This window comes from Haloarcula sp. CBA1129 (genome assembly GCF_008729015.1).
Classification (GTDB): domain Archaea; phylum Halobacteriota; class Halobacteria; order Halobacteriales; family Haloarculaceae; genus Haloarcula.
Genome location: NZ_RKSM01000001.1, coordinates 3,186,069 through 3,205,894 on the forward strand (window position 1 = coordinate 3,186,069; position 19,826 = coordinate 3,205,894).

The following is a 19,826-nucleotide window of genomic DNA, read 5'->3' on the forward strand; positions in this document are numbered from 1 at the left end:
GCTAAAAACTCCCTTCTCGCTCCCGCTGGTCGCGAGAAGCGAAACCCCGCGCCTTCGGCGCGCGGTATGCTTACTCGTCGTTCTCTTGTCTTCGCTTCGCTACAGGACTGCCCTATTCACCCGCTTGCTCCCGTAACCGGTCGATTCGGTTCCCCAGCGGCGGCGACTTCGAGAACGGGTTAGCGAACCGTCGGCGGGACGGTTCCATGTCGTGAACGTCGGCGTACCGTTCGAGCGCGTCGGCAACGGCGTCCGGGCCGACGCGCTCGGCCGCATAGTCGTCGGCTGCCCGGACGCCGCGGCGAGTGACCCACAGACCGACAGTGAAAAGCCCGAGACTCGCCCCGACGAGGGGCCACAGCGGGCCGATGTCGGCGAGTGCCACAAACAGCGGGACCACTGCAATGAGCAAACCACCCATGACTCGGGTAAGCACCCGGGCGTTCTGCCGGCCAGCTTGGACTGCGAGGAGGGCCGTTGCCGTCTCGTCGTCGAACACGTCGAGGAACGTACTCGTCACGAACAGGCGACGATACCCGGGGACGCCGCGGACAGTCACGTTCGCGGTTCTCTCCTGTTCGGTGTCGAACACCCGAACGTCTCGGACAGTAAGTCCCGCACGCTCTTGGAGTCGCGCTAGTGTCTCCGCTGTCGCCTCGTCCGGTCTATCGACCGACCGTATTAGCGGAATGACCCACGGGGAAACGGCCTGTACGGTGACAGCGAAAACGGCAACGAGAGCCAGCAATGCGGGGGGCGACAGCCCAGTTTCGAGCGGTACCACGACGACAGTCACCAACGCAGTGATTCCGAGGACGTATCGCCCCATCCGGACGACCGCTTGGCCGGTCGAGAGTTCGATGTCCCGAACGCTACGGATACCCGGAACGGTTGGCGCGTAAGCGGCCAGCCCGACGATACCGGCGGCAAGCAGTTCGGCAAACGTCGCTAGCACTGCGCTGACTACTCCGGTCTGTCCACCGGCAATCAAGTGGCCGAGTCCGACCACGAGAAAGATGACGTACGACAGCAGCGTGAACGGGAGAACGATGCCGAGGAACAACTGCCGGTATCTGGCAACGGGGTTCGAGAGTCGTTGGGCGACTGCGCTCCCGACTGCGCCGATGCCCGCTCCGACGACGGCGAACGTTCCGAAGACCAACAGCGCTACGCCTGTCGACAGCGATGTAGCTTGGAGGGCGAACACACGCGAAACGCTCTGCCGTCAGGCAAAAAAACGTAGCGCTCGCCTGTCTGTCTCGGCACCAGTAGGGTTGTGCCCTACGTTTAGGTCGACCGCCGTCGAACAGAGCGGTATGAACGACCGCCTGCATCAGATTGTGGACCTTCTCGTAGCCGCCGTCATCGCCGGCACGTCGACGTTCATCTGGAGCTTCGTCCTGCCGACGGGGCTGGCGCTGACACTTGCGGGGATGTTCGCGGCGATGTATTACTTCTCGCGTAATCCTTGGGGGTCGACTCGGGGCGAGGCATACAACGAGTGGATCGATGACCTATACGACCGCTTTCTGCCATAGACGCGACCAAACGAACGGTTTCTTATACGTGCCCCTGCTGAGTCTCCCACAATGAGCCGAGATACTCAGGAGGTGAGCGGGCGATGAGCGACTCGACCGACGAGGTACGGTCCTACACAGTTCGGCTGGAACTGGTCGACGAACCGGGCGAACTGCTGCGGGCGCTCGAGCCCATCGCCACCAACGGCGGGAACCTCCTCTCTATCTTCCACGAGCGGGGGAACGTGACCCCGCGAGGTCACATCCCCGTAGAGGTCGATCTGGAGGCGACCCCCGAGCGGTTCGACGGTATCGTCGACGCACTCCGGGACGCGGGGATCAACGTCATTCAGGCCGGAGCCGAGCAGTACAGCGAGGCGCTGACGATAATTCTCACCGGCCACCTCGTCAACACAGACCTCTCTGACACGCTTTCGCGGATTCACGAGTCCACGGACGCGACTGTGACCGATCTTTCGCTGTCGGCACCGGAGGGCACGGACGATGCCTCCAGTGCGCGCATCCGACTGGCGACGGAGGAGGGTGCGGTCGACGAGACGATGTCCGCTATTCGGACTGTTGCCGATGAAAAAGGGCTCCATGTCATTGAGCCGCTCGCTGCAGGAGGTGAGGCATGAGAATCGCCGTCATCGGAGCCGGCGCAGTCGGCTCCTCCGTCGTCGAATTAGCGAGCGACCACGGCCATTCAGTTACTGCGTTCGCTGACTCCAGTAGCGCCGTTATCGATAGCGACGGTATCGATACTGCCGAGGCCCTCGACCGGAAGCGGACCGACGGCGTCGTCGGCAGTGACGCACCTGAAGACGCACTCTCGGCCGAGTACGACGTGCTCGTCGAGGCGACGCCGACGACACTCGGCGACGCTGAACCGGGATTCAGCCACGTACAGGCTGCGCTTGAACGGGACCGCCATGCCGTGTTGGCGAACAAAGGCCCGGTTGCCGAGCGCTACGCCGACGTTCGCGCGCTGGAACGCGAAAGCGAGGGGTCCGTGCTGTTCGAGGCAACTGTCGGCGGTGCGATGCCGGTCCTCTCGACCATCGACGACTTCGACCCGAGTCATATCACCGCCGTCCGCGGGGTGCTCAACGGCACGGCGAACTTCATCCTCTCGCGGATGGCGACCGAGGGTCTCGATTACGAGCACGTCCTTGCGGAAGCGCAGGACCTCGGCGTTGCCGAGGCCGACCCGACTTTCGACGTGGACGGCACCGACGCGGCGCTGAAAGGCGTCATCATCGCGAACGTTCTGTCCGACGACGAAACGGAGTACACCCTCGACGATGCCGAGGTCACGGGGATTCAGGAAATCTCCGGCAGCGCGCTCGAACTCGCGCGGGCGGACGGCCGGACCGTCCGGCTCATCGCCGAGGTCGTCGAGGGCTCCGTCCGCGTCGGCCCGCGACTCGTCCCGGACAACGCGCCGCTTGCCGTCTCCGGCACGCGGAACATCGCCCAACTGGAGACCGAACACGCCGGCCAGCTCAACATCTCCGGTCGTGGTGCCGGCGGTCCGGAGACGGCGAGCGCAGTGCTTGCCGACATCGGCCGACTGTAACGGGCCAGCAGGATCTCCGACGCGGCCGCGTCGTTCTTCACATTCATCACGTTTCCCAGCCACCAGTCCTGTTTGGCACTCCGAAAGCCACAGACCCGGCCGTGACTGCCGGTATCGGCCGTCCGCTTGACCAAGCTATCTGGTGGCACACTACCATGCCATAGAGTGCCGAATCGCAAGAAAGCGACGGCCTGACGCTTACACGCTTTCGAAATCGTTTTATGAACCACCAGCTAATAAACCCGATACAGCGCCTCTGCGCGTGAGAGATAACAATGAGCGACGAACAACACCAGAACCTGGCCATTATCGGCCACGTCGACCACGGGAAGAGCACGCTCGTCGGCCGACTCCTGTACGAGACAGGATCGGTACCGGAGCACGTCATCGAACAGCACAAAGAAGAAGCCGAGGAGAAAGGCAAGGGCGGATTCGAGTTCGCCTACGTCATGGACAACCTCGCCGAAGAGCGTGAGCGTGGTGTCACCATCGACATCGCCCACCAGGAGTTCAGCACCGACGCCTACGATTTCACCATCGTGGACTGTCCTGGTCACCGCGACTTCGTGAAGAACATGATTACCGGCGCGTCCCAGGCCGACAACGCCGTCCTGGTCGTCGCCGCAGACGACGGCGTTCAGCCGCAGACGCAGGAGCACGTCTTCCTGGCCCGCACTCTGGGCATCGGCGAGCTCGTCGTCGGCGTCAACAAGATGGACCTCGTCGACTACGGCGAGTCCGAGTACAAGCAGGTCGTCGAAGAGGTCAAGGACCTCCTCACGCAGGTCCGCTTCGACCCTGACAACGCCAAGTTCATCCCGCTCTCGGCGTTCGAAGGCGACAATGTCGCCGAGGAGTCCGAGAACACGGACTGGTACGACGGCGAAATCCTGCTGGAAGCACTCAACAACCTGCCGGCTCCGGAGCCGCCGACGGACGCGCCGCTCCGACTGCCGATTCAGGACGTTTACACCATCTCCGGTATCGGTACGGTCCCGGTTGGCCGTGTCGAGACTGGTATCCTGAACACGGGCGACAACGTCAGCTTCCAGCCGTCTGACGTCTCCGGTGAAGTGAAGACCGTCGAGATGCACCACGAGGAAGTCCCGAAGGCCGAGCCCGGTGACAACGTCGGGTTCAACGTCCGCGGCGTCGGCAAGGACGACATCCGACGCGGTGACGTCTGTGGTCCGGCCGACGACCCGCCATCGGTCGCCGAGACCTTCCAGGCTCAGATCGTCGTGATGCAGCACCCGTCCGTCATCACGGAAGGGTACACGCCGGTCTTCCACGCCCACACGGCACAGGTCGCCTGTACTGTCGAGTCCATCGACAAGAAGATCGACCCGTCCTCCGGCGAGGTCGCCGAGGAGAACCCCGACTTCATCCAGAACGGGGACGCTGCCGTCGTGACGGTCCGCCCACAGAAGCCGCTCAGCATCGAGCCGTCCTCCGAGATTCCGGAGCTCGGTTCGTTCGCTATCCGCGACATGGGCCAGACCATCGCCGCCGGCAAAGTCCTCAGCGTCAACGAGCGATAACGTATGTCCCAGCAGGCACGCGTTCGGCTCGCGGGCACAAGCCCCGAGGACCTCGACGACATCTGCGCCGATGTGCGGGAGATCGCGAACAAGACCGGTGTCGAACTCTCCGGTCCGGTTCCGCTCCCCACCAAGACGCTGGAAGTTCCCACCCGGAAGTCCCCCGACGGTGAAGGGACCGCGACGTGGGAGCACTGGGAAATGCGCGTCCACAAGCGGCTCATCGATATCGACGCCGACGAACGGGCACTGCGCCAGCTGATGCGCATCCAAGTTCCCAACGACGTCTCCATCGAGATCGTCCTCGAGGACTAACCCTCGGGGAACTGTCGCTTTGCGACAGCGTCGTTGTGTACGCCCGTCCGAACCGCTGGCCGGGACAGTGTGAATCGCTATCGAAGGCCGCTCTCACGCGCAGGGTTTTTATAACTCCGCGTTCGAGTGGCAGACCACGCGGGCTCGTAGATCAGTGGCAGATCGCTTCCTTCGCAAGGAAGAGGCCCCGGGTTCAAATCCCGGCGAGTCCATAGCGACTTTGGACCCTTTCGAAGGTCCTATTTTCGCCGGGTTCAGAACCCAACTAACCTATTTCGCCGAGAGTCTTCTGAAAACTACAGCGGTTTCTGAGCGAATTATTTATGCTACGGGATTCACCCCGTCGCTGTCTGCGACTCTGGCGAAGGAAAACGGGGGGATTTGTTGATGAGCCGTGCCGAGCGCAGTTGGCAGCCAAGCGACGATCTCCCCGGAACGGTTGGTGGGCCGCCCACTCTGTCGATGCCCGACGACTGGACACTCTCGACGGCATGGCAGCGTGCCCAGCAGGAGAGCGACGACGGCGGTGCCGTGAACGATGCCGAGCGCATCGTGAGCCTGTCCGACGGCGACGGCTACCACCGCGTTCTCTGGGCGCTACAGAGCCGTACACTCGTCGCTGAGTGCGACTGTCAGGGCTACCACTACAACGACGGTTGGTGTGCCCACGTCGCCTCGCTGTGGTGGCAGTGGGTCCGTGGGCAGATCGTCGTCGCACATCTCGATACCGGCCGCGAGTACCCAGAGCCACCAGCATGGCTCCTCCTCGATGCCGACCCGACTGCCTACGACCACCTTCCTCCTGCCCAACTCGACGCCTACCTCGCCTGTGACCTCGGTAGCTTCGGCGTTCGGGAGTTCGCTCGCTACACCGACCGAGCGGCTGGTACTGTCGGTAATCTGCTGGCCGACGCCAGAGAGAAGACTGCGGGGTGCCGTCGATGACGGGGGACCCACCCACCACACTCTCAGAACGGGGTGTGGGGGGGTGTCCGCCACCATATGGTCCACTCGAAATGAACCCATGGTTCACCGCCACCCGGATGCGGGGTACTCCGACCCCCGTTTCATCTGTGTCCGCAACCGAACCCCAATCTGCGGACAGGAGGGAAGCATGAGCGGGTCCGGCAGCCGACTCCCCGGCGACTACGAGAGCAACGACAGACACAAGGCCGAAGAACGGGCCGAAGCGCGCTTATCAGGCACTCTCGCGGAGCGTTTCACCAGCCATGTCGACGCCCACGGGGCCGCCAAGAGTGAGGTAGTGCGGAACGCGCTCGACGAGTATCTACCCGACGCCGAACATACCCCCTATCTCGCCCCTCAGGACCCGAAACTGTCGAAAGCCTATCTGGCTCTGGCCTGCGAGGAGAAACGAATTATCTCCATCGAGGAAGCCAAAGACGAACTCTCTGAAAGCACGTTTCCAAGCACCGGGAAAGAGGTTATCGAGGATGGAGTTCTGCGCCCGCTCGGAGATACCCCGTTTATGGCCGTTCAGTGGGGCCGTGTCGCGGTGCATCCACTCACCCGGATGGACGACCTCGACGGAGGCAGCGATGACTGAGACGACTATGCGCGACGAACTGCTGGCTGGCATCGAAGACGACGAGCGGCGACAGGTCGGCGCACTCACTGACCCGCTACAGACTCATCTTACCCGGCGAGATGCACGGGACTGGGGAGGTGCCCGAACCGATGAGTGAGCAGCAGTCAGACTGTACTGAACAGCCCCACACCGACTGTGCGGCATGCGGCTCCCTCGTCATGACGGCTAAGAATCGCGTGCCTGTGGGATACCGAAACCGGGACGCGGATGCGAAAGAGCCAGTTGATATAATCCTGTGCGAGGCCTGCCGCTTCGGAATCCTGAAAGAGTTGCTTTCAGGAAACTGGTCCTACAGCGCCCACAAGTTAGACACGGACACTGACAAGTAACAGAGCTTTCCCGTCTTTTGCTTAGTTGCTTAATTATTAACTTAGCAACAGGTTTTATTTCTAGGTTGTCCGTCCGTACTGCCGGAGGCATATCTTCGAGTGACAGAGCGAATAGAGTACGGAAGTAAAGACGCGGCAGACGCCGCGAGAGACCGGCACAGCGAGCATCTGTGTACTGACGACGACCGCCGGCTCAAGACCGTGGCATGGGCGGAGAACGGTACGCCCGAGTGGGTCTTAGAGCAAGAGCGGCTGGAAGCGGCCGACAGCCGCGACGACGGCGGCGACGACGGCGGACAGGTCGCTCTCTCAGACACCGAGCGCGACGGCATCGACTTCTCGAAGAAGCGGGCGAACGTCCCCCACGCCAGAGCCGTGAAGGGCATCGCCCAGTCTGAGGGAGTAGAGGACTGGACGAGCTACTACGACCCAACCCTGACCGTAGACGAGCATCGGGACGTGATGGAGCAAGCGAGCCGAGAGAGCGGGAAGCGGTCGGCCGACGAGACCACCGACGAGAAGGCGGCCAGAGCAGCCCGGTCGGCACAGTCCAACCAGTGCGACCATGCCCGCGGCCACTGCGAGAACGGCGACCCCGAAGCCTGCGAGTTCCTGACCCAGACCTGCGGCTACGATGAGGAAGAAGTCGCGCAGTTTATCGACGAAAGCCAGCCCGAGCAGAGCGAGCAGCAGGACCTCGTGACGGTCGGGGGCGACGAGTACCCCGAGATGGAGGTAACACCGGAGGTAGCGGGGGCGCTCCGCGACTCGTGGACCGGCTACAAGGCCGGGATGGGCCAGTTAGACGACGCCCTCACCGAAGCGCGCGAAGCTGTCATCAACTCCCGGCAGGCGTGGCGGGCCATCAACCGGATACGGGAGGCGCACGACCAAGAGCCGATGCACCCCGACCGGCTGCACACCCTGCTCGACGCGCTCGACGCCATGCCCGAGAGCATCCCCGAGGTGCGGACCCTCGACCACTTCGCCGCGGCCCCCGCCGACGAGGGGCAGCCGGGCGACGATCCCGACGACGCCGGGCAGTGGTCGACCGAGCAGCAGGGGACGCTCGGGGTCGACACCGACGCCGAGGAGAGCATCGAAGAGCAGGTTACGCTCACGGGGGACGCCGACGCGGGCAACGAGGTAGCGCCGGAGGCGTGGCGGCGAAAGGGGACGACGTGGACCGGTGGCCCCCACAAAATCGCTCTCGACAGCCAGCAGCGCGGTTCGTGGTACGTCAAACTGACCGGGCCGGCCGGTCCCCGAGACCTCGCCAGCGACCTACCCGACCCGACCGTGGCCGAGGAAGTGGCCGTCGAGATTACCGAGCGAGTGCAGCCCAACGAAGTGACCGGCCACAACGCTGATGCGCGGCTACAAGAGGCCGTCGCAGAGGCCAAGAGCGAAGCCCTGCCCGACGACGGCGGGCTGATGGAGTACGCATGATGGAGCCATACTACTGCCCCGCAGAGGGGTGCGACTACGGAGAAACGGAGGACAAGACCCTCGCGGCTGTCCGGTCCCACATCAACGCGATGGGCGGCGATGCCCACGACTGGGACACCCTCAAACCGCTCCTGCACGAGCAGGGAGAGAGCAACGACGACCAGCCAGACGACCAGCCAAACGACCCCGACGACGACCCGCCCGGCACGGGGGGCGCGGCTGGTAGCGACGACGAGGGAGACGACGACCAGCAAACCGAGGGGGGAGAGCAGACTGAAACCCCCGAGAACCCGGAGAGCGACCAGCAAGATATGGACCAATCCACCGAGTACGACCAGCAGATACAGCAGGCACAGCAGGCAGACGACCAGCCAGACGACCCCGACGACAGCAGCCAAAGCGGGGGACGTGACGGGGGACAGACCAGCCAGACGACCAGCGGCCGAGGGGTGCCTGTGGTCCCCCTCGTGGCTGGTATCTTGCTGCTCGGCCTGCTGCTCGTTGCCCTCTCCGGTGACGACGACCAGCCGGAGCCGGTCGACAGCGAGGTAGTCGAGGAGAGCGAGCAGGCCGACCCAATGGCCGACGACCCGGAGGCTGAGATTGCATGGGACTGACCTACTCTATCGGGACTGTCTTAGACGATGAGGGGCAGGTCTACGAGATATTCGACGACGGCACAGCACACCACCGCGGCGAACTGAGCGAGATGAGCGGTGGTCGAGATGAGTGAGACCGAGCAGGTCGACCCGGCCGAGCAGGAGAGCGACGAGGGAGAGACCGAGGAGGAGCCGCCGGAAATCGACCCCGACGAGCAGGCCGACGTATCGCTCGATGAGCTATCTGTCGACCCCGACGACGTGGAGCAAGAGGCAGGGGCCGCCAGCGGCGACGAGAGCGACCCCGACGACTCCGACGACCAAGACGACCCGGAGACCAGCGCGGCCGACGAGACCGCGAACCAGCCGGCCATGCCCGACGGGCAGACGTGGGGCGACCAGTACGTTTCCATGCTGGCGCTCCTACTCGGTGAGATTGCCGAGTCGACCGAGGGAGAGCCGGGCAAGACCGCCGAGGACATCGAGGAACTGGCCCGTGCCCCGCCTGTCGAGCTAGACGAGAACGTGGACGAGTGGCTACAGCAGGCCGGCATGGGGGCCGACGTGCCCCCCGGTAAGGCGGTCGCTATCGGCACAGCCGGTCTCGTCGCGGTCGTGCTACTGACCGAGACCGACATGGCCGGCGATCTGATGGACGGACTGAGCGACCAACTGAGCGGTGCAGACCTACTCTAAGACCATGATGGACAAAATCAAGCAGATTCGAGAGGCAAAGGCAGAACTGGAAAACCCCCACGAGAGCGACCGCATCAACGCTATCGCGGAGATACTGGCAGAAATCGAGTCCGCCCAGCGGCGAGCGGTGGTGAACCAGCGCGAAGCCCTGGGCATCGACCCCGACGACGGCCGGACCGGCATCGACAAGGACGGCCGACAGGCCGAAATCATCGACGTGGTGGACGCTCAGACCCCCGGCGGCCCGTCGCTGGCAGAGGTGTGGTTAGAGCAGTGCGTCGAGTCTGTCGACGGAGACCCGGCGGCGCTCGCTCACTACTCCGCGATGGACTCCGACGAGTGGACCGAGCAAATCGAGCGGTGGGCCGACACGTACCGCAACGCTGAGTCTGGGGAGATCGAGGCGAGCGACCGCGACCTTGCGGACCACCACATCAGCCAGAAGTGGGGTGTCTCGCTCTCCGAGTTCGAGCAGACAGTCGTGCAGTTCAACGCGGCCACAGCTCTAGAAGACCTGCTGGCCGGCCCGTCGAAAGAGACCGAGCAGGCCATCGAGGCGAATACTGAGGTGCTGGCATGAGCATCGACGACGTTTGGCTCGAACCAATCGTCGCGGGACTGCTTGCCGGGGCCATCTGCGAAGTTCTGACCGCCGGCAGCGGCGAACCCATCGACCCCGACGAGCGGCCCGACTGGGCGACCCTCACCGAGTGCGACCTGCAAGCCCTCGCAGACGGGGACGCTCAGACCATCAAGACGAGCGGACACGGCGACCTGTACCGCCTTGAATCCGTCGACGTGGAGACCGAGACCGACGAATGAGCGAGCAGGAGATCGAGGAACAACGGCGGCGCGAGTGTGACGCCTGCGGCCGCCCCATCTGTAGGCGCTGCTCGCGGTGTCTGGTTCGGCGCGTCCGCGGGGTCGCTCCGCTCCGCTGGACCTACCGCTGCCCGTCGTGGTGGTGCCGGGTCCGCAAGCGTCTCCGACTCCGACCGCTCCGGCGCGGCGACACCCCGCGAACCGGGGTCTGCACGGAGGGAGATGCGTGAATCTCGCTTTCGTTGCACAGTCGGGCTGGGGGAAGTCCTTCCACGCTCAGGCGTGGATGGAGAGCAACGCCAGCGAGTACGCGGCGCTCGTCGTAATGGACTACTGCGCGGAGTACCGGGGACTCGTCAAAGCCGGGATAGCTGACCATCTCATCGTCGGGCCGGTCGAAGTACAGTGGTCCGTACAGGACTGGATGGCGGTGCTGAAGGCAAACCCGCACATCGTCTTAGAACGGCACAAGGCCGAAATCGGAACCGACAGGTGGCGCGAAATCTGCACCCGTATCGCCTCGGCAGTCCGTCGACTAGATCGGGACCAACTCGTAGTAGTCGATGAGGCCCACTTTGTCGCCCCTCAGCGCCAGAAGCTCCCACAGCCGGTGAAAGAACTGGCGACGACCGGCCGGGGCGCTGGTACGTCGACAATGTGGGTCACACAGCGGACGGCAGAGATAGACAAAAGCGTACTCACACAGTGCCATGCCCGGATGATTGGAGGGTTCGACGGCGGCGAAATCGGCCCACTCGAAACCTCTATTCAGTACCCTGCCGACCTGCACGATCCCGGTGCGGACCTGCCACCGTCGGGACTCCCTGACAACCTGCTGCCGGACGACAGAGAGCGGCCCACGTCGCTACAGAAGCACAAGGACCCAGACGGCTCTATCACCGGCACAGAGTGGATTTACTCAGACGACGACGGCGAGCGAAGCCGGCTCAACACTGCAAACGTCTCAATGGACAGCACGCACTACGGAAGCGAAGGCAACGACCTCAACGCCCCAGAATACACATGATGACACAAATCACCCTGCGCGGTGAGAGCAGCGAACGGTTCGAGGAAGCCCGCGAGCGCATCGACTGTGACCTTCCCGGCAGCGAGCCGTCGAATGCCGAGGTGGTCCGCGTCCTGATGGACGACTCGCAGTACTGACCGAAGCGCCCCGAAGCAGACCGCTACGCTTTTTCGTCGGTTCTTGAAGGTATACCGGCCTAAACGGGACGATTGCATGGATTTTGGTAATGCAACGTCGACACTCGCCTCGCAGGACTACGTGGTGGACGTAGCCCTCGTGATGGTCGGGTTCGTCGGCCCTGCCGCAGTCAAGTACGGAATTGAGACCAAGATGGGCAAAGACCTGCCCGACGAGGCGTACGGGGCGACCGTCGCGGTCGGCGGCGCTGTCTACGGTGGCGAGGGGCGCAAGGTCGCACTCGGCGGCGGCGTCCACGTCGTGGAGGCGCTTCGAGAGCGGTTCACGGGAGATAACTGAGCATGTCCGAAGATATTTTCGCCAGCGAAGGCAGCACGGCCGAAGCGGTCACAGTCGCACAGAACGCGCCGGCCAGCCCCCGGCCGACGCCGATCCTCGAAATCGTGCCGGAGCGCGGCCAGTTCCTCCGCTTCCTGAACTCGGTTGCACAGGGCCAGCAGGGCGGTATGCCGGTCTACATGGACCTGCGCGACTCCAACGGCGACCCGCTCCCGACCAACACCTCGCTGTACTTCGCGGTCGAGCCGTCCGGCCACGAGACAGCGATGAAGGTCTCGGAAACGCTGAAGAACATCAGCCAGTACGTCAAGCTCACTATCTCCGAGCAGCGCAACGTCGATAACATCGACAGCGTGAAGATCGAGCTTCAGGCCCCGGAGAACGCCCCCAACGGCGGCGACTCCGTGCCGAAGATCGACGTTCGGGACATCGACACGCTGTACCTGATGGCCGACTCGGCCGCACAGGTCGACTGGGACAACTCCGAGGTGTACATCGAGAGCAACGCAGTCGAGCAGCACGGACGGCGGTGATCACCGATGAGCCTGATGGAACGCCTCGACAACGCGAGCCGACAGCCCGGCCACATCACGCCGGACGAGATGGAAACGGCGGTCAACTCGCAGGGGCAGCGGTCCAGAATCGGCCGCTACCGGGCCACCACGGCCCATATGCTCCGCGAGGGGCGGAGCAACCCGCTCAAGCTCGCCATCCCGGCCTACGAGTCGTTCGCGACCAACGCGACGGCCGACGACACGGAGACGTTCAACCTCGGCCACTCGGTCACTGACTCGCCGGTGACGCAGGCCGTCGTTGTCTGGCTCGACGGCGAGTACTACGGGACGCCCGATTCGGTGGACTACGACGCCGACACCATCGACGTGACAGACACGGGGACCGAAAGCACGGTTCACGTCTACTACATCAGTGATGCCGCGGCTTCCCTCGAAATCCGAAAGGCAGCGAGCAACGCCGATACCGGGTCTCAGCGGGTGTACACGGGCAACCTCGGACTCGTCCACAACGCCCCGCAGATCGAGCAGCCCGAGTATCTGCGGCTGACCCAGACGCCGCTACACAACTGGGTCGGCACGGATATGACGGTCGACGTGTACCTCGATGCGCCGTACACCGTGCGATGGACGGACAACGACGGCGACGGAACCGAGCCGACGAACGCGCTCCTGCACGTCCCCGCCATGGTCGGCCAGAGTGAGATCAACGGTCTCACGTCGGCCGTCTCGGCGGACATGGGACGGCAGTAGGAGACCACTCAGACCAATGTTTTCGGCAGATTACACGCCTGTCTGGGAAGAAGGAGCATCGGCAACAGAATCCGGCGATTTCGAGGACTCGGTGACGTTCACGGCGACCGAGACCGACGCCGACGCGGTGGCCGGCAGCAACAGCGAGACGAACGGGCCGCTGACCGCTCAGGTCGAGCAGTCGGGATGGACGACCGACGACGTGATGATGGCACTCTCGGCGCTGAACGTCCTGATGTTCGCCGCGCTGCTGTACCTGTCCATCGAGGGGAGTGCTTGAGATGACGACAGCAAGCCGAACGTTCACTGAGGCGTTTCAGCGGTTCCCCGACGACGAGCAGGCCCGTCAAGAGTGGCTGGCAGGCAGTGACAGCTACGACGGCGACGGCACGGAGAACGACAACAGCAACACCGACCTCGATCTCATCGAAGGCGATGGCATCGGCGGCGACAACTCCCTCGGCTCCAACGAGGCAGCCGCCGACGACTTCGCGGAGAGCATCGCTGTCGGAGAGATTGACGGCCACGCGCCGGATAGCGAGGTGAACGCGGCGCTCGGAGCTGACGGCGAGCCGGTGGCCGTCGCGGCGACCGCCGAGGAGATACAGCAGGCCGGCGGTTCTCTTTGGGAGACCGTGACCGGAACGACGACCTCGACCGGAAGCATGCCGACGGCATCTCTCGGCGGCTCGGGTGGCGGCCTGAGAACCGCTATCGCGGTATTCCTCGGCATCGGCCTGCTTGGGTTCGGATACATCAAGATGGAGGGCCAGCAGTGACCGAGTGGTTGCCCGACGATCTCGAACCCGATGATGGGACCGCGGCCGACTTAGCGGCCGACGCGACCGGGACGTACTACGACTGGGCGCTCTCCCCGGTCCAATCAGCTACCGGAGTAGGCCCCACGGCATCTGAGACGGCAGACTTCGTGTACGGAGCGTACGCCACGCCGCCCGAGGAAGGCGAGGAGTACAACCAAGACGCGGTGCTGACCGGCCCCGCTCGGGACCTGTACGACTACGCGTTTGATTATGACGGCGAGTGGGGCGACCAACAGGACCAGCACGACCTTGCCGGTCCCTCTATCGACTTCTCGTCAGTACTCGACACGTCCAACGATGAGCCGGTCTTTCGTCGACAGTCCGACCCGACCGCCGGGAGCGGTCTGCTCGGCTACGGCATGGTCGGCCCGAAGGAGGCCGCCGGAATCGTCGGCCTGCTGGTGGTGATGTGGATGCTGGCCCCCTACGCACAGGTGGCCGCCACAGCGGGAGGGAGCGCGTGATGCTGCCCGACCCAATCATCTACCAGATGGCTGCGATACTCGGCGCGTCCGGTCTGGCGGCGCTCGGAATCGAAGCCCGCTGGACGCACAAGGCGGTCCTGAGACACGACCGGCAACTGTCGGGGACGGACCACCGGAAAGGCATCGCAACGCTGGTCAACAAGTATCTACGCGGCAAGGAGACCGATGAGAACTAACGTCAAAGCCGAGACCGAGGAGATGAGCGAGCAGGAGATCGAGGAGCAACGGCGGCGCATCGAGCAGGAGGGGGGTGCGGCGTGATCGTGCCCGAACCCTCCCCCTCGGACGTGCCGTACAACGACCCCATCTCACGGTCGCTCGACCCCGGCACGCAGCTGGTCGTGACCTTCGAGCCGACCCAGCAGGTGACGGAGTTCGTGCTTCCGACGCTGGCCGTCAGCAAGCACCCCAACAGCAGTTACGAGGTGTGGCGAGACGACGAGAAAATATATGGGCCGGCCCCGATCCCGCCGACGGACATTGACGACCTGACCGCGACGTGGCTGCCAGCCCGACGATTCAGCAGTAAGCTCCGCATCATCGTCCGCAACCTGTCAGACACGACGACGCGGACCTACTCAATCCAGCCCATCGGCTGGGAGGTGACCGGACAGTGACGCTTGACACAAACGCGGCAGTCGAGCGCATCAACAAGGTGCAGGACTCCGACGGCAACGACCGGACGCCGGCCAACGAGAACCGGCAGCAGGCGATTCAGGAGGCGGTCGGGAACCCGGCCGGCGCGACCATCGAGACGCACACCACCGATGGGACGGCGGCCGAGCAACTGCCGGACCTGCCGATTCCCGACGGTGTGACCGCGCTCGTCGTCTACCTGCCCGGCAACGCTGGGGACGTGTTTCTCGGGGACGACTCTGAGCAGTTCGTACCGCTGACCGACTCGGGGCACGTCTTCGAGTGGGAGGGAGCGACGACTGCCGACCTGTACATCAAGACCAACACGGCCGGCGACGGCGTGGGCATCGTCTTCGAGGGAGGTGCCTGATGGCGGGACTCTCCGCAAGCTCCGGCAGTGGCTTCGACTACATCCAAGCCGCCGAACCGGCCGACCCGGAAAACGCTGAACTCTGGTTCGACACGGACGGCGGCCCCGACGGACAGGGCGAAGCGAAGGTCTACGACGGCAGCGAGTGGCAGGCTACCGGCTACATCAGCCACGACCAACTGACGAACGTAGCCCCTGCCGACCACCACGACCCGGTAACGGTTTCGACGCCGCTCACTCGGTCGGGGCAGGCGTTGGCGCTGGCGTTCGGGAACGCGCTCACACTGGATGGCAACGACGATCTCGCGGTAGACGAGTCGGCCATTTCGCACGACAACATCAGCGCGGTGTCAGATGCCGACCACCACGACCCGGTAACGGTCTCGGCCCCACTCACTCGGTCGGGACAGGCGCTTGCAGTGGCCTACGGGAACGCTCTCACACTGGACGGCAACGACGATCTCGCGGTAGACGAGTCGGCCATCTCGCTATCGAACCTCTCGGGATACCCCGTCGGTATGGGCGATCTTGGGTTTGACACGGCGACACAGAACGAGTTGAACTCTCACGCCGGGGACACGACGAACCCGCACAACGTCACGGACGACCAGACCGGCGCTGCCGACGCTCTCAGCAATCACGCGAGCGATGCGACTGTGCATCACTCCAAGCCAAGCGGGACTAACAGTGCAAGCAAAACGAGCGGCCGGACCGATGGCCTCCGCCTCCCCATACTGGAGCCGTGGAATGGGGCGGACATGGGTTCAAACCTCTGGACGCCGCTAAATGGGGTCTACTCGGAGATTAAGCTGGACAACGATTACAGCCAAAGCCAAGATATTGACCTCTACTACCATGACGGGACGGTTGTTACAGAGTCTATACCCGGTAATTCGGCTGTGTGGGTATCTGTCTCTCAGAAGCCACTAGCGGGGGCAGGTCTGTCCAACAGCAACACCACGGTCGTTGGAGTCAACCAACTCACGGCGGGCGGGCACTCTCACAGCATCTAACAATGCAATCAGCAATCACACAGCTACCGATTCCAGAGGTACAGACACTCGCTTACGGACTGCTGTGGTTCCTCGGCGGCATGGCCGTGCCGACTCGGTACGGCATGGAGCGCGTGGAGGGCTTCGGGCGGGCAGTCGCCTCGAAACTGCCGTACAAGGCACCGCCGGGGACCGACGAGCAGGCAGCGATGCAGGAGGCAACGGGCCAGCAGACAGACACGCAGACCGACAGCGACGGAGGGAACTAACATGGGGACTATCCACATCGAAGGCAGCGACGGCGCACCGAATACCGACTACAGGATTACCGTCGACGGGGACGCTCAGGAGGGCAGTGACACAGGCGGCGGAGACGACGTAAGCGACAGCGGGGTGATAACCGGCGGGGTAGGCGCTGGCGCGGATACCTACAGCTACACCGGCACGGTGGTCTCCGCATCTATCCCGTCCCACGCCACGCTGTACGTCGACGGCCAGCCGGTCGGCCCCGGCGACCTGCCGATGGGTGGCGGGGCTGGGTCAAGCTACACGCCGCCGGGAGGCTCGGGCAGCAGTTCCGGCGGCTCGACGCCGACCCAGACGCCGACGACGCCGGCCCCGACGACCGACTCGACACCGGCCCAGACGCCGATGACGCCGGCCCCGGCCACAGCAGGACTCGGGGGCAACACGACGCTGCTGGCAGGGGCGGCGGCGCTGGCACTAGTGGCGGTCTACATGATACAGTCGTGAGCTTCCCGTACCACGCAGTACCGGACGGCTCGGCGGCGCTCCCGCACCACTACGTGACTGCCACGCTGGCGGCGCTGGTACCTATCCTCATCGTCTGGGACAACGATCCACGACGCGAGCCGTGGATGGCGCTGTGCGGCGTTCTGGGCGGGCTGGTGAGCTTCGGGATGGTGTGGCCGCGGTATCCGGTCATCGGTGCAAGCCTGACGCTGGCGGCCAACGCGGTCGTGCTACTGGCTCCGTTCCGTCCGGGGTGGCGCGAGTGGCCCCGGAGGCACGCCGTCGCGGTCGTGCTGCTGGCGCTCGTCGCGTTGGACGACTCGCTACAGCACGCGCTGGGATGGCACACGCCGATAGATGCGGCGTGGAAGGCCGGCGGGCGGGCCGCAGTGGTCGACGCAGCGGAGGTGGTCGTGCGTGTCGTCTGAGCGGTCCGGCCCGGCTGACGACTCGCCGCGATAGGTGTCCGGTTCTGCGGTCAGACCCGGACCGATACACCCCGATTTCTCCTTCAAACACCCCCAAACGACCCCAAGATTCTAGGATTTTGACCGTGAAGCAGAATTCACGGACGCAAGATGAACTTAGAGAACTACGAGAATCAGGACGGCATGAAGGCATGGCTATCTGAACAAGAGGTGCAGCAGTTACTCGCGCAGTTTGACGACACCGAGAAGCGCGTAGCGGTCTCGCTGGCTGTGCGGTGTGGCCTGCGGTCGGCGGAGGTGCTAGATATAGCGCCGGACCACGTAGTAGACACTGACGCGGGTACCATGCTCCGGGTGTGGGAGTCCGCAAAGACCGGCGAGTACCGCGAGACACCGATGCCACCGAACCTCGCCACCACCATCCGCACTGTGGGCGACGTGCGAGAGGAGGCGGCAGACGTGCCTCTCGTGGACGCTACGACGCGCACCCTTCGCCGTTGGATGGACCGCGCGACGAGCGACTTACTCGAGTCGACAGGAGACGATGGCTGGCAGTTCGTTGGGATGCACGACCTCCGCCGGACGTGGGCCACGTCGCTCCGGTCGGCCGACGTTGACGCGATGGTAGTCTGTGACTGGGGCGGCTGGGACGATCTACAAACGTTCCTCGACCACTACCGCGGGACGCACACACCTGAGGCGCAGCTACGAGAGCGCGAAAAGGTCGAGTGGCTGTAGCGCCGAAAAAGATGCACCGATTGTTTCTAAAAGCAACCACCTTTTTACATTTTAATTGCCAGTTACTTATAGAATGCATCAGGTCAGTCGACGCACCGTATTAGCTGGTATTCCATTGCTACTGACGGCTGGTTGTGTGTCCGATAATCAGTCTGGTTCTGCTGAGACACCCGAAACAATAATCGACGACAACGATACCGTTACCGAAGATCAGTACCGACATTACAGTTTCACACTGAATCAGGAAGCGACACTTGATTTGCGCGTGACAGTCCGAAGCGGCCCCCCACTCGATGTTATATTTACATCGCCTGAGGAATTCGAGCAATTTGAGAGAGGAAACCGTATGCGGTACAACGAAGACCTTTCAATGCTTGACACTGCTGGGGATGACAACTCTATAACTGCACCGGAGGGAGAATACACTGTCATTGTTGACAATACGAATTTTGGTGAAGCCCGGCCACCGACGGATGGACAGGACAACGCTGCTACCTACGATATATCACTAACAGCATCACTCCCAGAATGACTTTCCAATAGCCGTTATAATTTTAGCGTTAGTTTCGCGCCTGCCTCCACCCAGTCCGGTGGCGTAGCATACCGGTCCTCGAAGACCCTGCTCGGTGTTGGCTGTGGGCAGTGTCTTGCATCGAGTTCGCCTTTCAGATACAGTATTCCCTCACTCGTCAAATCGTACAGGTCTCCGCTGACGGGTGCAAGCAGACCGGCGTACTGAAGCCACTTGCATCGGTCCCGAATATAGCCGGAAGAGACCTCGAAGCCGCGTTCTCGTGAGAGGATTCCCGGAGATGCAAACCCGTTCTCTCGAACCCACGTCATGATACGCTCATCCACCTGATTCATCCAGAATGCCGACTTTCTCTGGTTCATCAGTTACACCTGTTCGTGGTTCTCACCAGCGGGAGGGGCGCTGTCCGTCTGCGACTCGATTTCATCTGGTGCGTCTTCTGACGTGTCTATCTCGCCGTCTAAGTACCGCTCACCGCGTTCGGTGATGGTGTAGACGCCATTCCCCAAGTCGTTCAACAAGCCGTGTTCAACCAGTTTCCTACAACGCTTGGAAATATACCCCCGTGAGTAGCGAACATATCCGCTGTCCGCCATTACTTTCGGCCTACCAGAGCCTTCGTTTCGGATGAACTCTAGAATTCTGTCGTCTGCCAAGACCATCCAGCCACCGGAATATCGCATCTTGGTTAATTATCAACACCAGCCGTGATTATAGCACTGGAAATCTCCAATTGGATGTGTGCGCTCTTATACTAACCTCCGTAATCTATATGAACGCGGCGTTAATTGATAACTAACGCAATGGTACGACGAAGCCTTTCGGTGTCTATCTCGATGCCAACTG

At 63.2% G+C, this 19,826-nt stretch carries 35 protein-coding genes and 1 tRNA gene; 33 read left to right on the forward strand and 3 right to left on the reverse strand.

Features of this window, described 5'->3' with window-relative positions; all coding sequences use genetic code 11:
* Nucleotides 1-112: 112 nt before the first annotated feature.
* Nucleotides 113-1,207 carry a peptidase gene (locus Har1129_RS16095; RefSeq protein ID WP_370455434.1) on the reverse strand — a complete coding sequence of 365 codons (1,095 nt, stop codon included), beginning with the start codon at nucleotides 1,205-1,207 and terminating at the stop codon, nucleotides 113-115.
* Between the two features lie 109 nt (nucleotides 1,208-1,316).
* Here Har1129_RS16095 and Har1129_RS16100 point away from each other — a divergent pair, with 109 nt between their 5' ends.
* The 33 genes from Har1129_RS16100 (at nucleotide 1,317) to Har1129_RS16245 (ending at nucleotide 18,980) form a co-directional block, all read left to right on the forward strand.
* Nucleotides 1,317-1,538, forward strand: a complete 222-nt coding sequence (locus tag Har1129_RS16100; RefSeq protein ID WP_151101740.1) for a hypothetical protein — start codon at nucleotides 1,317-1,319, stop codon at nucleotides 1,536-1,538.
* An 83-nt stretch (nucleotides 1,539-1,621) separates the two neighbouring features.
* Complete coding sequence (locus Har1129_RS16105) at nucleotides 1,622-2,155, forward strand: amino acid-binding protein (protein WP_004959075.1); 534 nt, start codon at nucleotides 1,622-1,624, stop codon at nucleotides 2,153-2,155.
* The gene (locus tag Har1129_RS16110) at nucleotides 2,152-3,096 is read left to right on the forward strand and encodes a homoserine dehydrogenase (RefSeq protein WP_151101742.1); all 945 of its coding nucleotides are present in this window, start codon (nucleotides 2,152-2,154) and stop codon (nucleotides 3,094-3,096) included. Before Har1129_RS16105 ends, Har1129_RS16110 begins: the two co-directional genes overlap by 4 nt.
* A gap of 275 nt (nucleotides 3,097-3,371) precedes the next feature.
* Entirely contained in the window at nucleotides 3,372-4,637 is a 1,266-nt protein-coding gene (gene tuf, locus Har1129_RS16115; RefSeq protein ID WP_005537153.1) for a translation elongation factor EF-1 subunit alpha, read from the forward strand.
* A 3-nt stretch (nucleotides 4,638-4,640) separates the two neighbouring features.
* Nucleotides 4,641-4,952, forward strand: a complete 312-nt coding sequence (rpsJ, locus tag Har1129_RS16120) for a 30S ribosomal protein S10 (RefSeq protein WP_004515425.1) — start codon at nucleotides 4,641-4,643, stop codon at nucleotides 4,950-4,952.
* A 140-nt stretch (nucleotides 4,953-5,092) separates the two neighbouring features.
* A tRNA-Ala gene (locus Har1129_RS16125) sits at nucleotides 5,093-5,164 on the forward strand.
* A gap of 175 nt (nucleotides 5,165-5,339) precedes the next feature.
* Nucleotides 5,340-5,897: a sigma-70 region 4 domain-containing protein gene (locus tag Har1129_RS16130; protein ID WP_151101743.1), complete on the forward strand. Its 558-nt coding sequence runs from the start codon at nucleotides 5,340-5,342 to the stop codon at nucleotides 5,895-5,897.
* Between the two features lie 169 nt (nucleotides 5,898-6,066).
* Nucleotides 6,067-6,519, forward strand: a complete 453-nt coding sequence (locus tag Har1129_RS16135; RefSeq protein WP_151102178.1) for a hypothetical protein — start codon at nucleotides 6,067-6,069, stop codon at nucleotides 6,517-6,519.
* The gene (locus Har1129_RS20740; RefSeq protein ID WP_191906831.1) at nucleotides 6,512-6,658 is read left to right on the forward strand and encodes a hypothetical protein; all 147 of its coding nucleotides are present in this window, start codon (nucleotides 6,512-6,514) and stop codon (nucleotides 6,656-6,658) included. The genes Har1129_RS16135 and Har1129_RS20740 overlap by 8 nt, the downstream gene beginning before the upstream one ends.
* Nucleotides 6,651-6,890 carry a hypothetical protein gene (locus Har1129_RS16140; RefSeq protein ID WP_151101745.1) on the forward strand — a complete coding sequence of 80 codons (240 nt, stop codon included), beginning with the start codon at nucleotides 6,651-6,653 and terminating at the stop codon, nucleotides 6,888-6,890. Before Har1129_RS20740 ends, Har1129_RS16140 begins: the two co-directional genes overlap by 8 nt.
* A gap of 99 nt (nucleotides 6,891-6,989) precedes the next feature.
* Nucleotides 6,990-8,339, forward strand: coding sequence for a hypothetical protein (locus Har1129_RS16145; protein WP_151101747.1), 1,350 nt, complete (start codon nucleotides 6,990-6,992; stop codon nucleotides 8,337-8,339).
* The gene (locus tag Har1129_RS16150) at nucleotides 8,336-8,956 is read left to right on the forward strand and encodes a hypothetical protein (RefSeq protein ID WP_151101748.1); all 621 of its coding nucleotides are present in this window, start codon (nucleotides 8,336-8,338) and stop codon (nucleotides 8,954-8,956) included. Before Har1129_RS16145 ends, Har1129_RS16150 begins: the two co-directional genes overlap by 4 nt.
* Entirely contained in the window at nucleotides 8,947-9,072 is a 126-nt protein-coding gene (locus Har1129_RS21240; RefSeq protein ID WP_255518350.1) for a hypothetical protein, read from the forward strand. Before Har1129_RS16150 ends, Har1129_RS21240 begins: the two co-directional genes overlap by 10 nt.
* Complete coding sequence (locus tag Har1129_RS16155) at nucleotides 9,065-9,634, forward strand: hypothetical protein (protein ID WP_151101750.1); 570 nt, start codon at nucleotides 9,065-9,067, stop codon at nucleotides 9,632-9,634. Before Har1129_RS21240 ends, Har1129_RS16155 begins: the two co-directional genes overlap by 8 nt.
* 4 nt (nucleotides 9,635-9,638) lie before the next feature.
* On the forward strand, nucleotides 9,639-10,214 hold the full coding sequence (locus Har1129_RS16160; protein WP_151101752.1) for a hypothetical protein: 576 nt from the start codon (nucleotides 9,639-9,641) through the stop codon (nucleotides 10,212-10,214).
* Nucleotides 10,211-10,456, forward strand: coding sequence for a hypothetical protein (locus Har1129_RS16165; RefSeq protein WP_151101754.1), 246 nt, complete (start codon nucleotides 10,211-10,213; stop codon nucleotides 10,454-10,456). The genes Har1129_RS16160 and Har1129_RS16165 overlap by 4 nt, the downstream gene beginning before the upstream one ends.
* Before the next feature lie 226 nt (nucleotides 10,457-10,682).
* A complete protein-coding gene (locus Har1129_RS16170) occupies nucleotides 10,683-11,483 on the forward strand; it encodes an ATP-binding protein (RefSeq protein ID WP_225307833.1) in 801 nt (266 codons plus the stop codon).
* The gene (locus Har1129_RS20745; protein ID WP_191906832.1) at nucleotides 11,483-11,620 is read left to right on the forward strand and encodes a hypothetical protein; all 138 of its coding nucleotides are present in this window, start codon (nucleotides 11,483-11,485) and stop codon (nucleotides 11,618-11,620) included. The genes Har1129_RS16170 and Har1129_RS20745 overlap by 1 nt, the downstream gene beginning before the upstream one ends.
* 76 nt (nucleotides 11,621-11,696) lie before the next feature.
* Entirely contained in the window at nucleotides 11,697-11,960 is a 264-nt protein-coding gene (locus Har1129_RS16175; protein WP_151101755.1) for a hypothetical protein, read from the forward strand.
* A 2-nt stretch (nucleotides 11,961-11,962) separates the two neighbouring features.
* Nucleotides 11,963-12,493, forward strand: a complete 531-nt coding sequence (locus Har1129_RS16180; RefSeq protein ID WP_151101757.1) for a hypothetical protein — start codon at nucleotides 11,963-11,965, stop codon at nucleotides 12,491-12,493.
* 6 nt (nucleotides 12,494-12,499) lie between these two features.
* Nucleotides 12,500-13,225: a hypothetical protein gene (locus Har1129_RS16185; protein WP_151101759.1), complete on the forward strand. Its 726-nt coding sequence runs from the start codon at nucleotides 12,500-12,502 to the stop codon at nucleotides 13,223-13,225.
* A 16-nt stretch (nucleotides 13,226-13,241) separates the two neighbouring features.
* Nucleotides 13,242-13,505 (forward strand): hypothetical protein, encoded by a 264-nt coding sequence (locus tag Har1129_RS16190; RefSeq protein ID WP_225307834.1) that lies wholly within the window; start codon nucleotides 13,242-13,244, stop codon nucleotides 13,503-13,505.
* 1 nt (nucleotide 13,506) lies between these two features.
* Nucleotides 13,507-14,004 (forward strand): hypothetical protein, encoded by a 498-nt coding sequence (locus Har1129_RS16195; RefSeq protein ID WP_151101761.1) that lies wholly within the window; start codon nucleotides 13,507-13,509, stop codon nucleotides 14,002-14,004.
* On the forward strand, nucleotides 14,001-14,510 hold the full coding sequence (locus tag Har1129_RS16200; protein ID WP_151101762.1) for a hypothetical protein: 510 nt from the start codon (nucleotides 14,001-14,003) through the stop codon (nucleotides 14,508-14,510). The genes Har1129_RS16195 and Har1129_RS16200 overlap by 4 nt, the downstream gene beginning before the upstream one ends.
* Complete coding sequence (locus Har1129_RS16205; protein ID WP_151101764.1) at nucleotides 14,510-14,707, forward strand: hypothetical protein; 198 nt, start codon at nucleotides 14,510-14,512, stop codon at nucleotides 14,705-14,707. Before Har1129_RS16200 ends, Har1129_RS16205 begins: the two co-directional genes overlap by 1 nt.
* Before the next feature lie 81 nt (nucleotides 14,708-14,788).
* A complete protein-coding gene (locus tag Har1129_RS16210; RefSeq protein ID WP_151101766.1) occupies nucleotides 14,789-15,148 on the forward strand; it encodes a hypothetical protein in 360 nt (119 codons plus the stop codon).
* Entirely contained in the window at nucleotides 15,145-15,537 is a 393-nt protein-coding gene (locus Har1129_RS16215) for a hypothetical protein (RefSeq protein WP_151101768.1), read from the forward strand. Before Har1129_RS16210 ends, Har1129_RS16215 begins: the two co-directional genes overlap by 4 nt.
* Entirely contained in the window at nucleotides 15,537-16,550 is a 1,014-nt protein-coding gene (locus tag Har1129_RS16220) for a hypothetical protein (protein ID WP_151101770.1), read from the forward strand. Before Har1129_RS16215 ends, Har1129_RS16220 begins: the two co-directional genes overlap by 1 nt.
* A gap of 2 nt (nucleotides 16,551-16,552) precedes the next feature.
* Complete coding sequence (locus Har1129_RS16225; protein ID WP_151101771.1) at nucleotides 16,553-16,798, forward strand: hypothetical protein; 246 nt, start codon at nucleotides 16,553-16,555, stop codon at nucleotides 16,796-16,798.
* 1 nt (nucleotide 16,799) lies between these two features.
* Nucleotides 16,800-17,282, forward strand: a complete 483-nt coding sequence (locus Har1129_RS16230; protein WP_151101772.1) for a hypothetical protein — start codon at nucleotides 16,800-16,802, stop codon at nucleotides 17,280-17,282.
* Nucleotides 17,279-17,710 carry a hypothetical protein gene (locus Har1129_RS16235; protein WP_151101773.1) on the forward strand — a complete coding sequence of 144 codons (432 nt, stop codon included), beginning with the start codon at nucleotides 17,279-17,281 and terminating at the stop codon, nucleotides 17,708-17,710. The genes Har1129_RS16230 and Har1129_RS16235 overlap by 4 nt, the downstream gene beginning before the upstream one ends.
* A 150-nt stretch (nucleotides 17,711-17,860) precedes the next feature.
* A complete protein-coding gene (locus Har1129_RS16240; RefSeq protein ID WP_151101774.1) occupies nucleotides 17,861-18,448 on the forward strand; it encodes a site-specific integrase in 588 nt (195 codons plus the stop codon).
* Between the two features lie 136 nt (nucleotides 18,449-18,584).
* A complete protein-coding gene (locus Har1129_RS16245; RefSeq protein WP_151101775.1) occupies nucleotides 18,585-18,980 on the forward strand; it encodes a hypothetical protein in 396 nt (131 codons plus the stop codon).
* Between the two features lie 14 nt (nucleotides 18,981-18,994).
* Here Har1129_RS16245 and Har1129_RS16250 read toward each other — a convergent pair whose 3' ends face one another.
* Nucleotides 18,995-19,342: a hypothetical protein gene (locus Har1129_RS16250; protein ID WP_225307835.1), complete on the reverse strand. Its 348-nt coding sequence runs from the start codon at nucleotides 19,340-19,342 to the stop codon at nucleotides 18,995-18,997.
* A gap of 3 nt (nucleotides 19,343-19,345) precedes the next feature.
* Nucleotides 19,346-19,663, reverse strand: coding sequence for a MarR family transcriptional regulator (locus Har1129_RS16255; protein WP_151101776.1), 318 nt, complete (start codon nucleotides 19,661-19,663; stop codon nucleotides 19,346-19,348).
* Nucleotides 19,664-19,826: the final 163 nt, after the last annotated feature.

Coding starts and splice junctions, on each gene's coding strand:
- Har1129_RS16180 (WP_151101757.1), top strand. CDS start 11,963: ATGTCCGAAGATATTTTCGCCAGCGAAGGCAGCACGGCCGAAGCGGTC.
- Har1129_RS16135 (WP_151102178.1), top strand. CDS start 6,067: ATGAGCGGGTCCGGCAGCCGACTCCCCGGCGACTACGAGAGCAACGAC.
- Har1129_RS20745 (WP_191906832.1), top strand. CDS start 11,483: ATGACACAAATCACCCTGCGCGGTGAGAGCAGCGAACGGTTCGAGGAA.
- Har1129_RS16255 (WP_151101776.1), bottom strand. CDS start 19,663: ATGCGATATTCCGGTGGCTGGATGGTCTTGGCAGACGACAGAATTCTA.
- Har1129_RS16175 (WP_151101755.1), top strand. CDS start 11,697: ATGGATTTTGGTAATGCAACGTCGACACTCGCCTCGCAGGACTACGTG.
- Har1129_RS16155 (WP_151101750.1), top strand. CDS start 9,065: ATGAGTGAGACCGAGCAGGTCGACCCGGCCGAGCAGGAGAGCGACGAG.
- Har1129_RS16150 (WP_151101748.1), top strand. CDS start 8,336: ATGATGGAGCCATACTACTGCCCCGCAGAGGGGTGCGACTACGGAGAA.
- Har1129_RS16240 (WP_151101774.1), top strand. CDS start 17,861: ATGAACTTAGAGAACTACGAGAATCAGGACGGCATGAAGGCATGGCTA.
- Har1129_RS16160 (WP_151101752.1), top strand. CDS start 9,639: ATGATGGACAAAATCAAGCAGATTCGAGAGGCAAAGGCAGAACTGGAA.
- Har1129_RS16100 (WP_151101740.1), top strand. CDS start 1,317: ATGAACGACCGCCTGCATCAGATTGTGGACCTTCTCGTAGCCGCCGTC.
- Har1129_RS16185 (WP_151101759.1), top strand. CDS start 12,500: ATGAGCCTGATGGAACGCCTCGACAACGCGAGCCGACAGCCCGGCCAC.
- Har1129_RS20740 (WP_191906831.1), top strand. CDS start 6,512: ATGACTGAGACGACTATGCGCGACGAACTGCTGGCTGGCATCGAAGAC.
- Har1129_RS16105 (WP_004959075.1), top strand. CDS start 1,622: ATGAGCGACTCGACCGACGAGGTACGGTCCTACACAGTTCGGCTGGAA.
- Har1129_RS16130 (WP_151101743.1), top strand. CDS start 5,340: ATGAGCCGTGCCGAGCGCAGTTGGCAGCCAAGCGACGATCTCCCCGGA.
- Har1129_RS16230 (WP_151101772.1), top strand. CDS start 16,800: ATGGGGACTATCCACATCGAAGGCAGCGACGGCGCACCGAATACCGAC.
- Har1129_RS16110 (WP_151101742.1), top strand. CDS start 2,152: ATGAGAATCGCCGTCATCGGAGCCGGCGCAGTCGGCTCCTCCGTCGTC.
- Har1129_RS16165 (WP_151101754.1), top strand. CDS start 10,211: ATGAGCATCGACGACGTTTGGCTCGAACCAATCGTCGCGGGACTGCTT.
- Har1129_RS16225 (WP_151101771.1), top strand. CDS start 16,553: ATGCAATCAGCAATCACACAGCTACCGATTCCAGAGGTACAGACACTC.
- Har1129_RS16220 (WP_151101770.1), top strand. CDS start 15,537: ATGGCGGGACTCTCCGCAAGCTCCGGCAGTGGCTTCGACTACATCCAA.
- Har1129_RS16195 (WP_151101761.1), top strand. CDS start 13,507: ATGACGACAGCAAGCCGAACGTTCACTGAGGCGTTTCAGCGGTTCCCC.
- Har1129_RS16250 (WP_225307835.1), bottom strand. CDS start 19,342: ATGAACCAGAGAAAGTCGGCATTCTGGATGAATCAGGTGGATGAGCGT.
- Har1129_RS16140 (WP_151101745.1), top strand. CDS start 6,651: ATGAGTGAGCAGCAGTCAGACTGTACTGAACAGCCCCACACCGACTGT.
- Har1129_RS21240 (WP_255518350.1), top strand. CDS start 8,947: ATGGGACTGACCTACTCTATCGGGACTGTCTTAGACGATGAGGGGCAG.
- Har1129_RS16205 (WP_151101764.1), top strand. CDS start 14,510: ATGCTGCCCGACCCAATCATCTACCAGATGGCTGCGATACTCGGCGCG.
- Har1129_RS16190 (WP_225307834.1), top strand. CDS start 13,242: ATGTTTTCGGCAGATTACACGCCTGTCTGGGAAGAAGGAGCATCGGCA.
- rpsJ (WP_004515425.1), top strand. CDS start 4,641: ATGTCCCAGCAGGCACGCGTTCGGCTCGCGGGCACAAGCCCCGAGGAC.
- tuf (WP_005537153.1), top strand. CDS start 3,372: ATGAGCGACGAACAACACCAGAACCTGGCCATTATCGGCCACGTCGAC.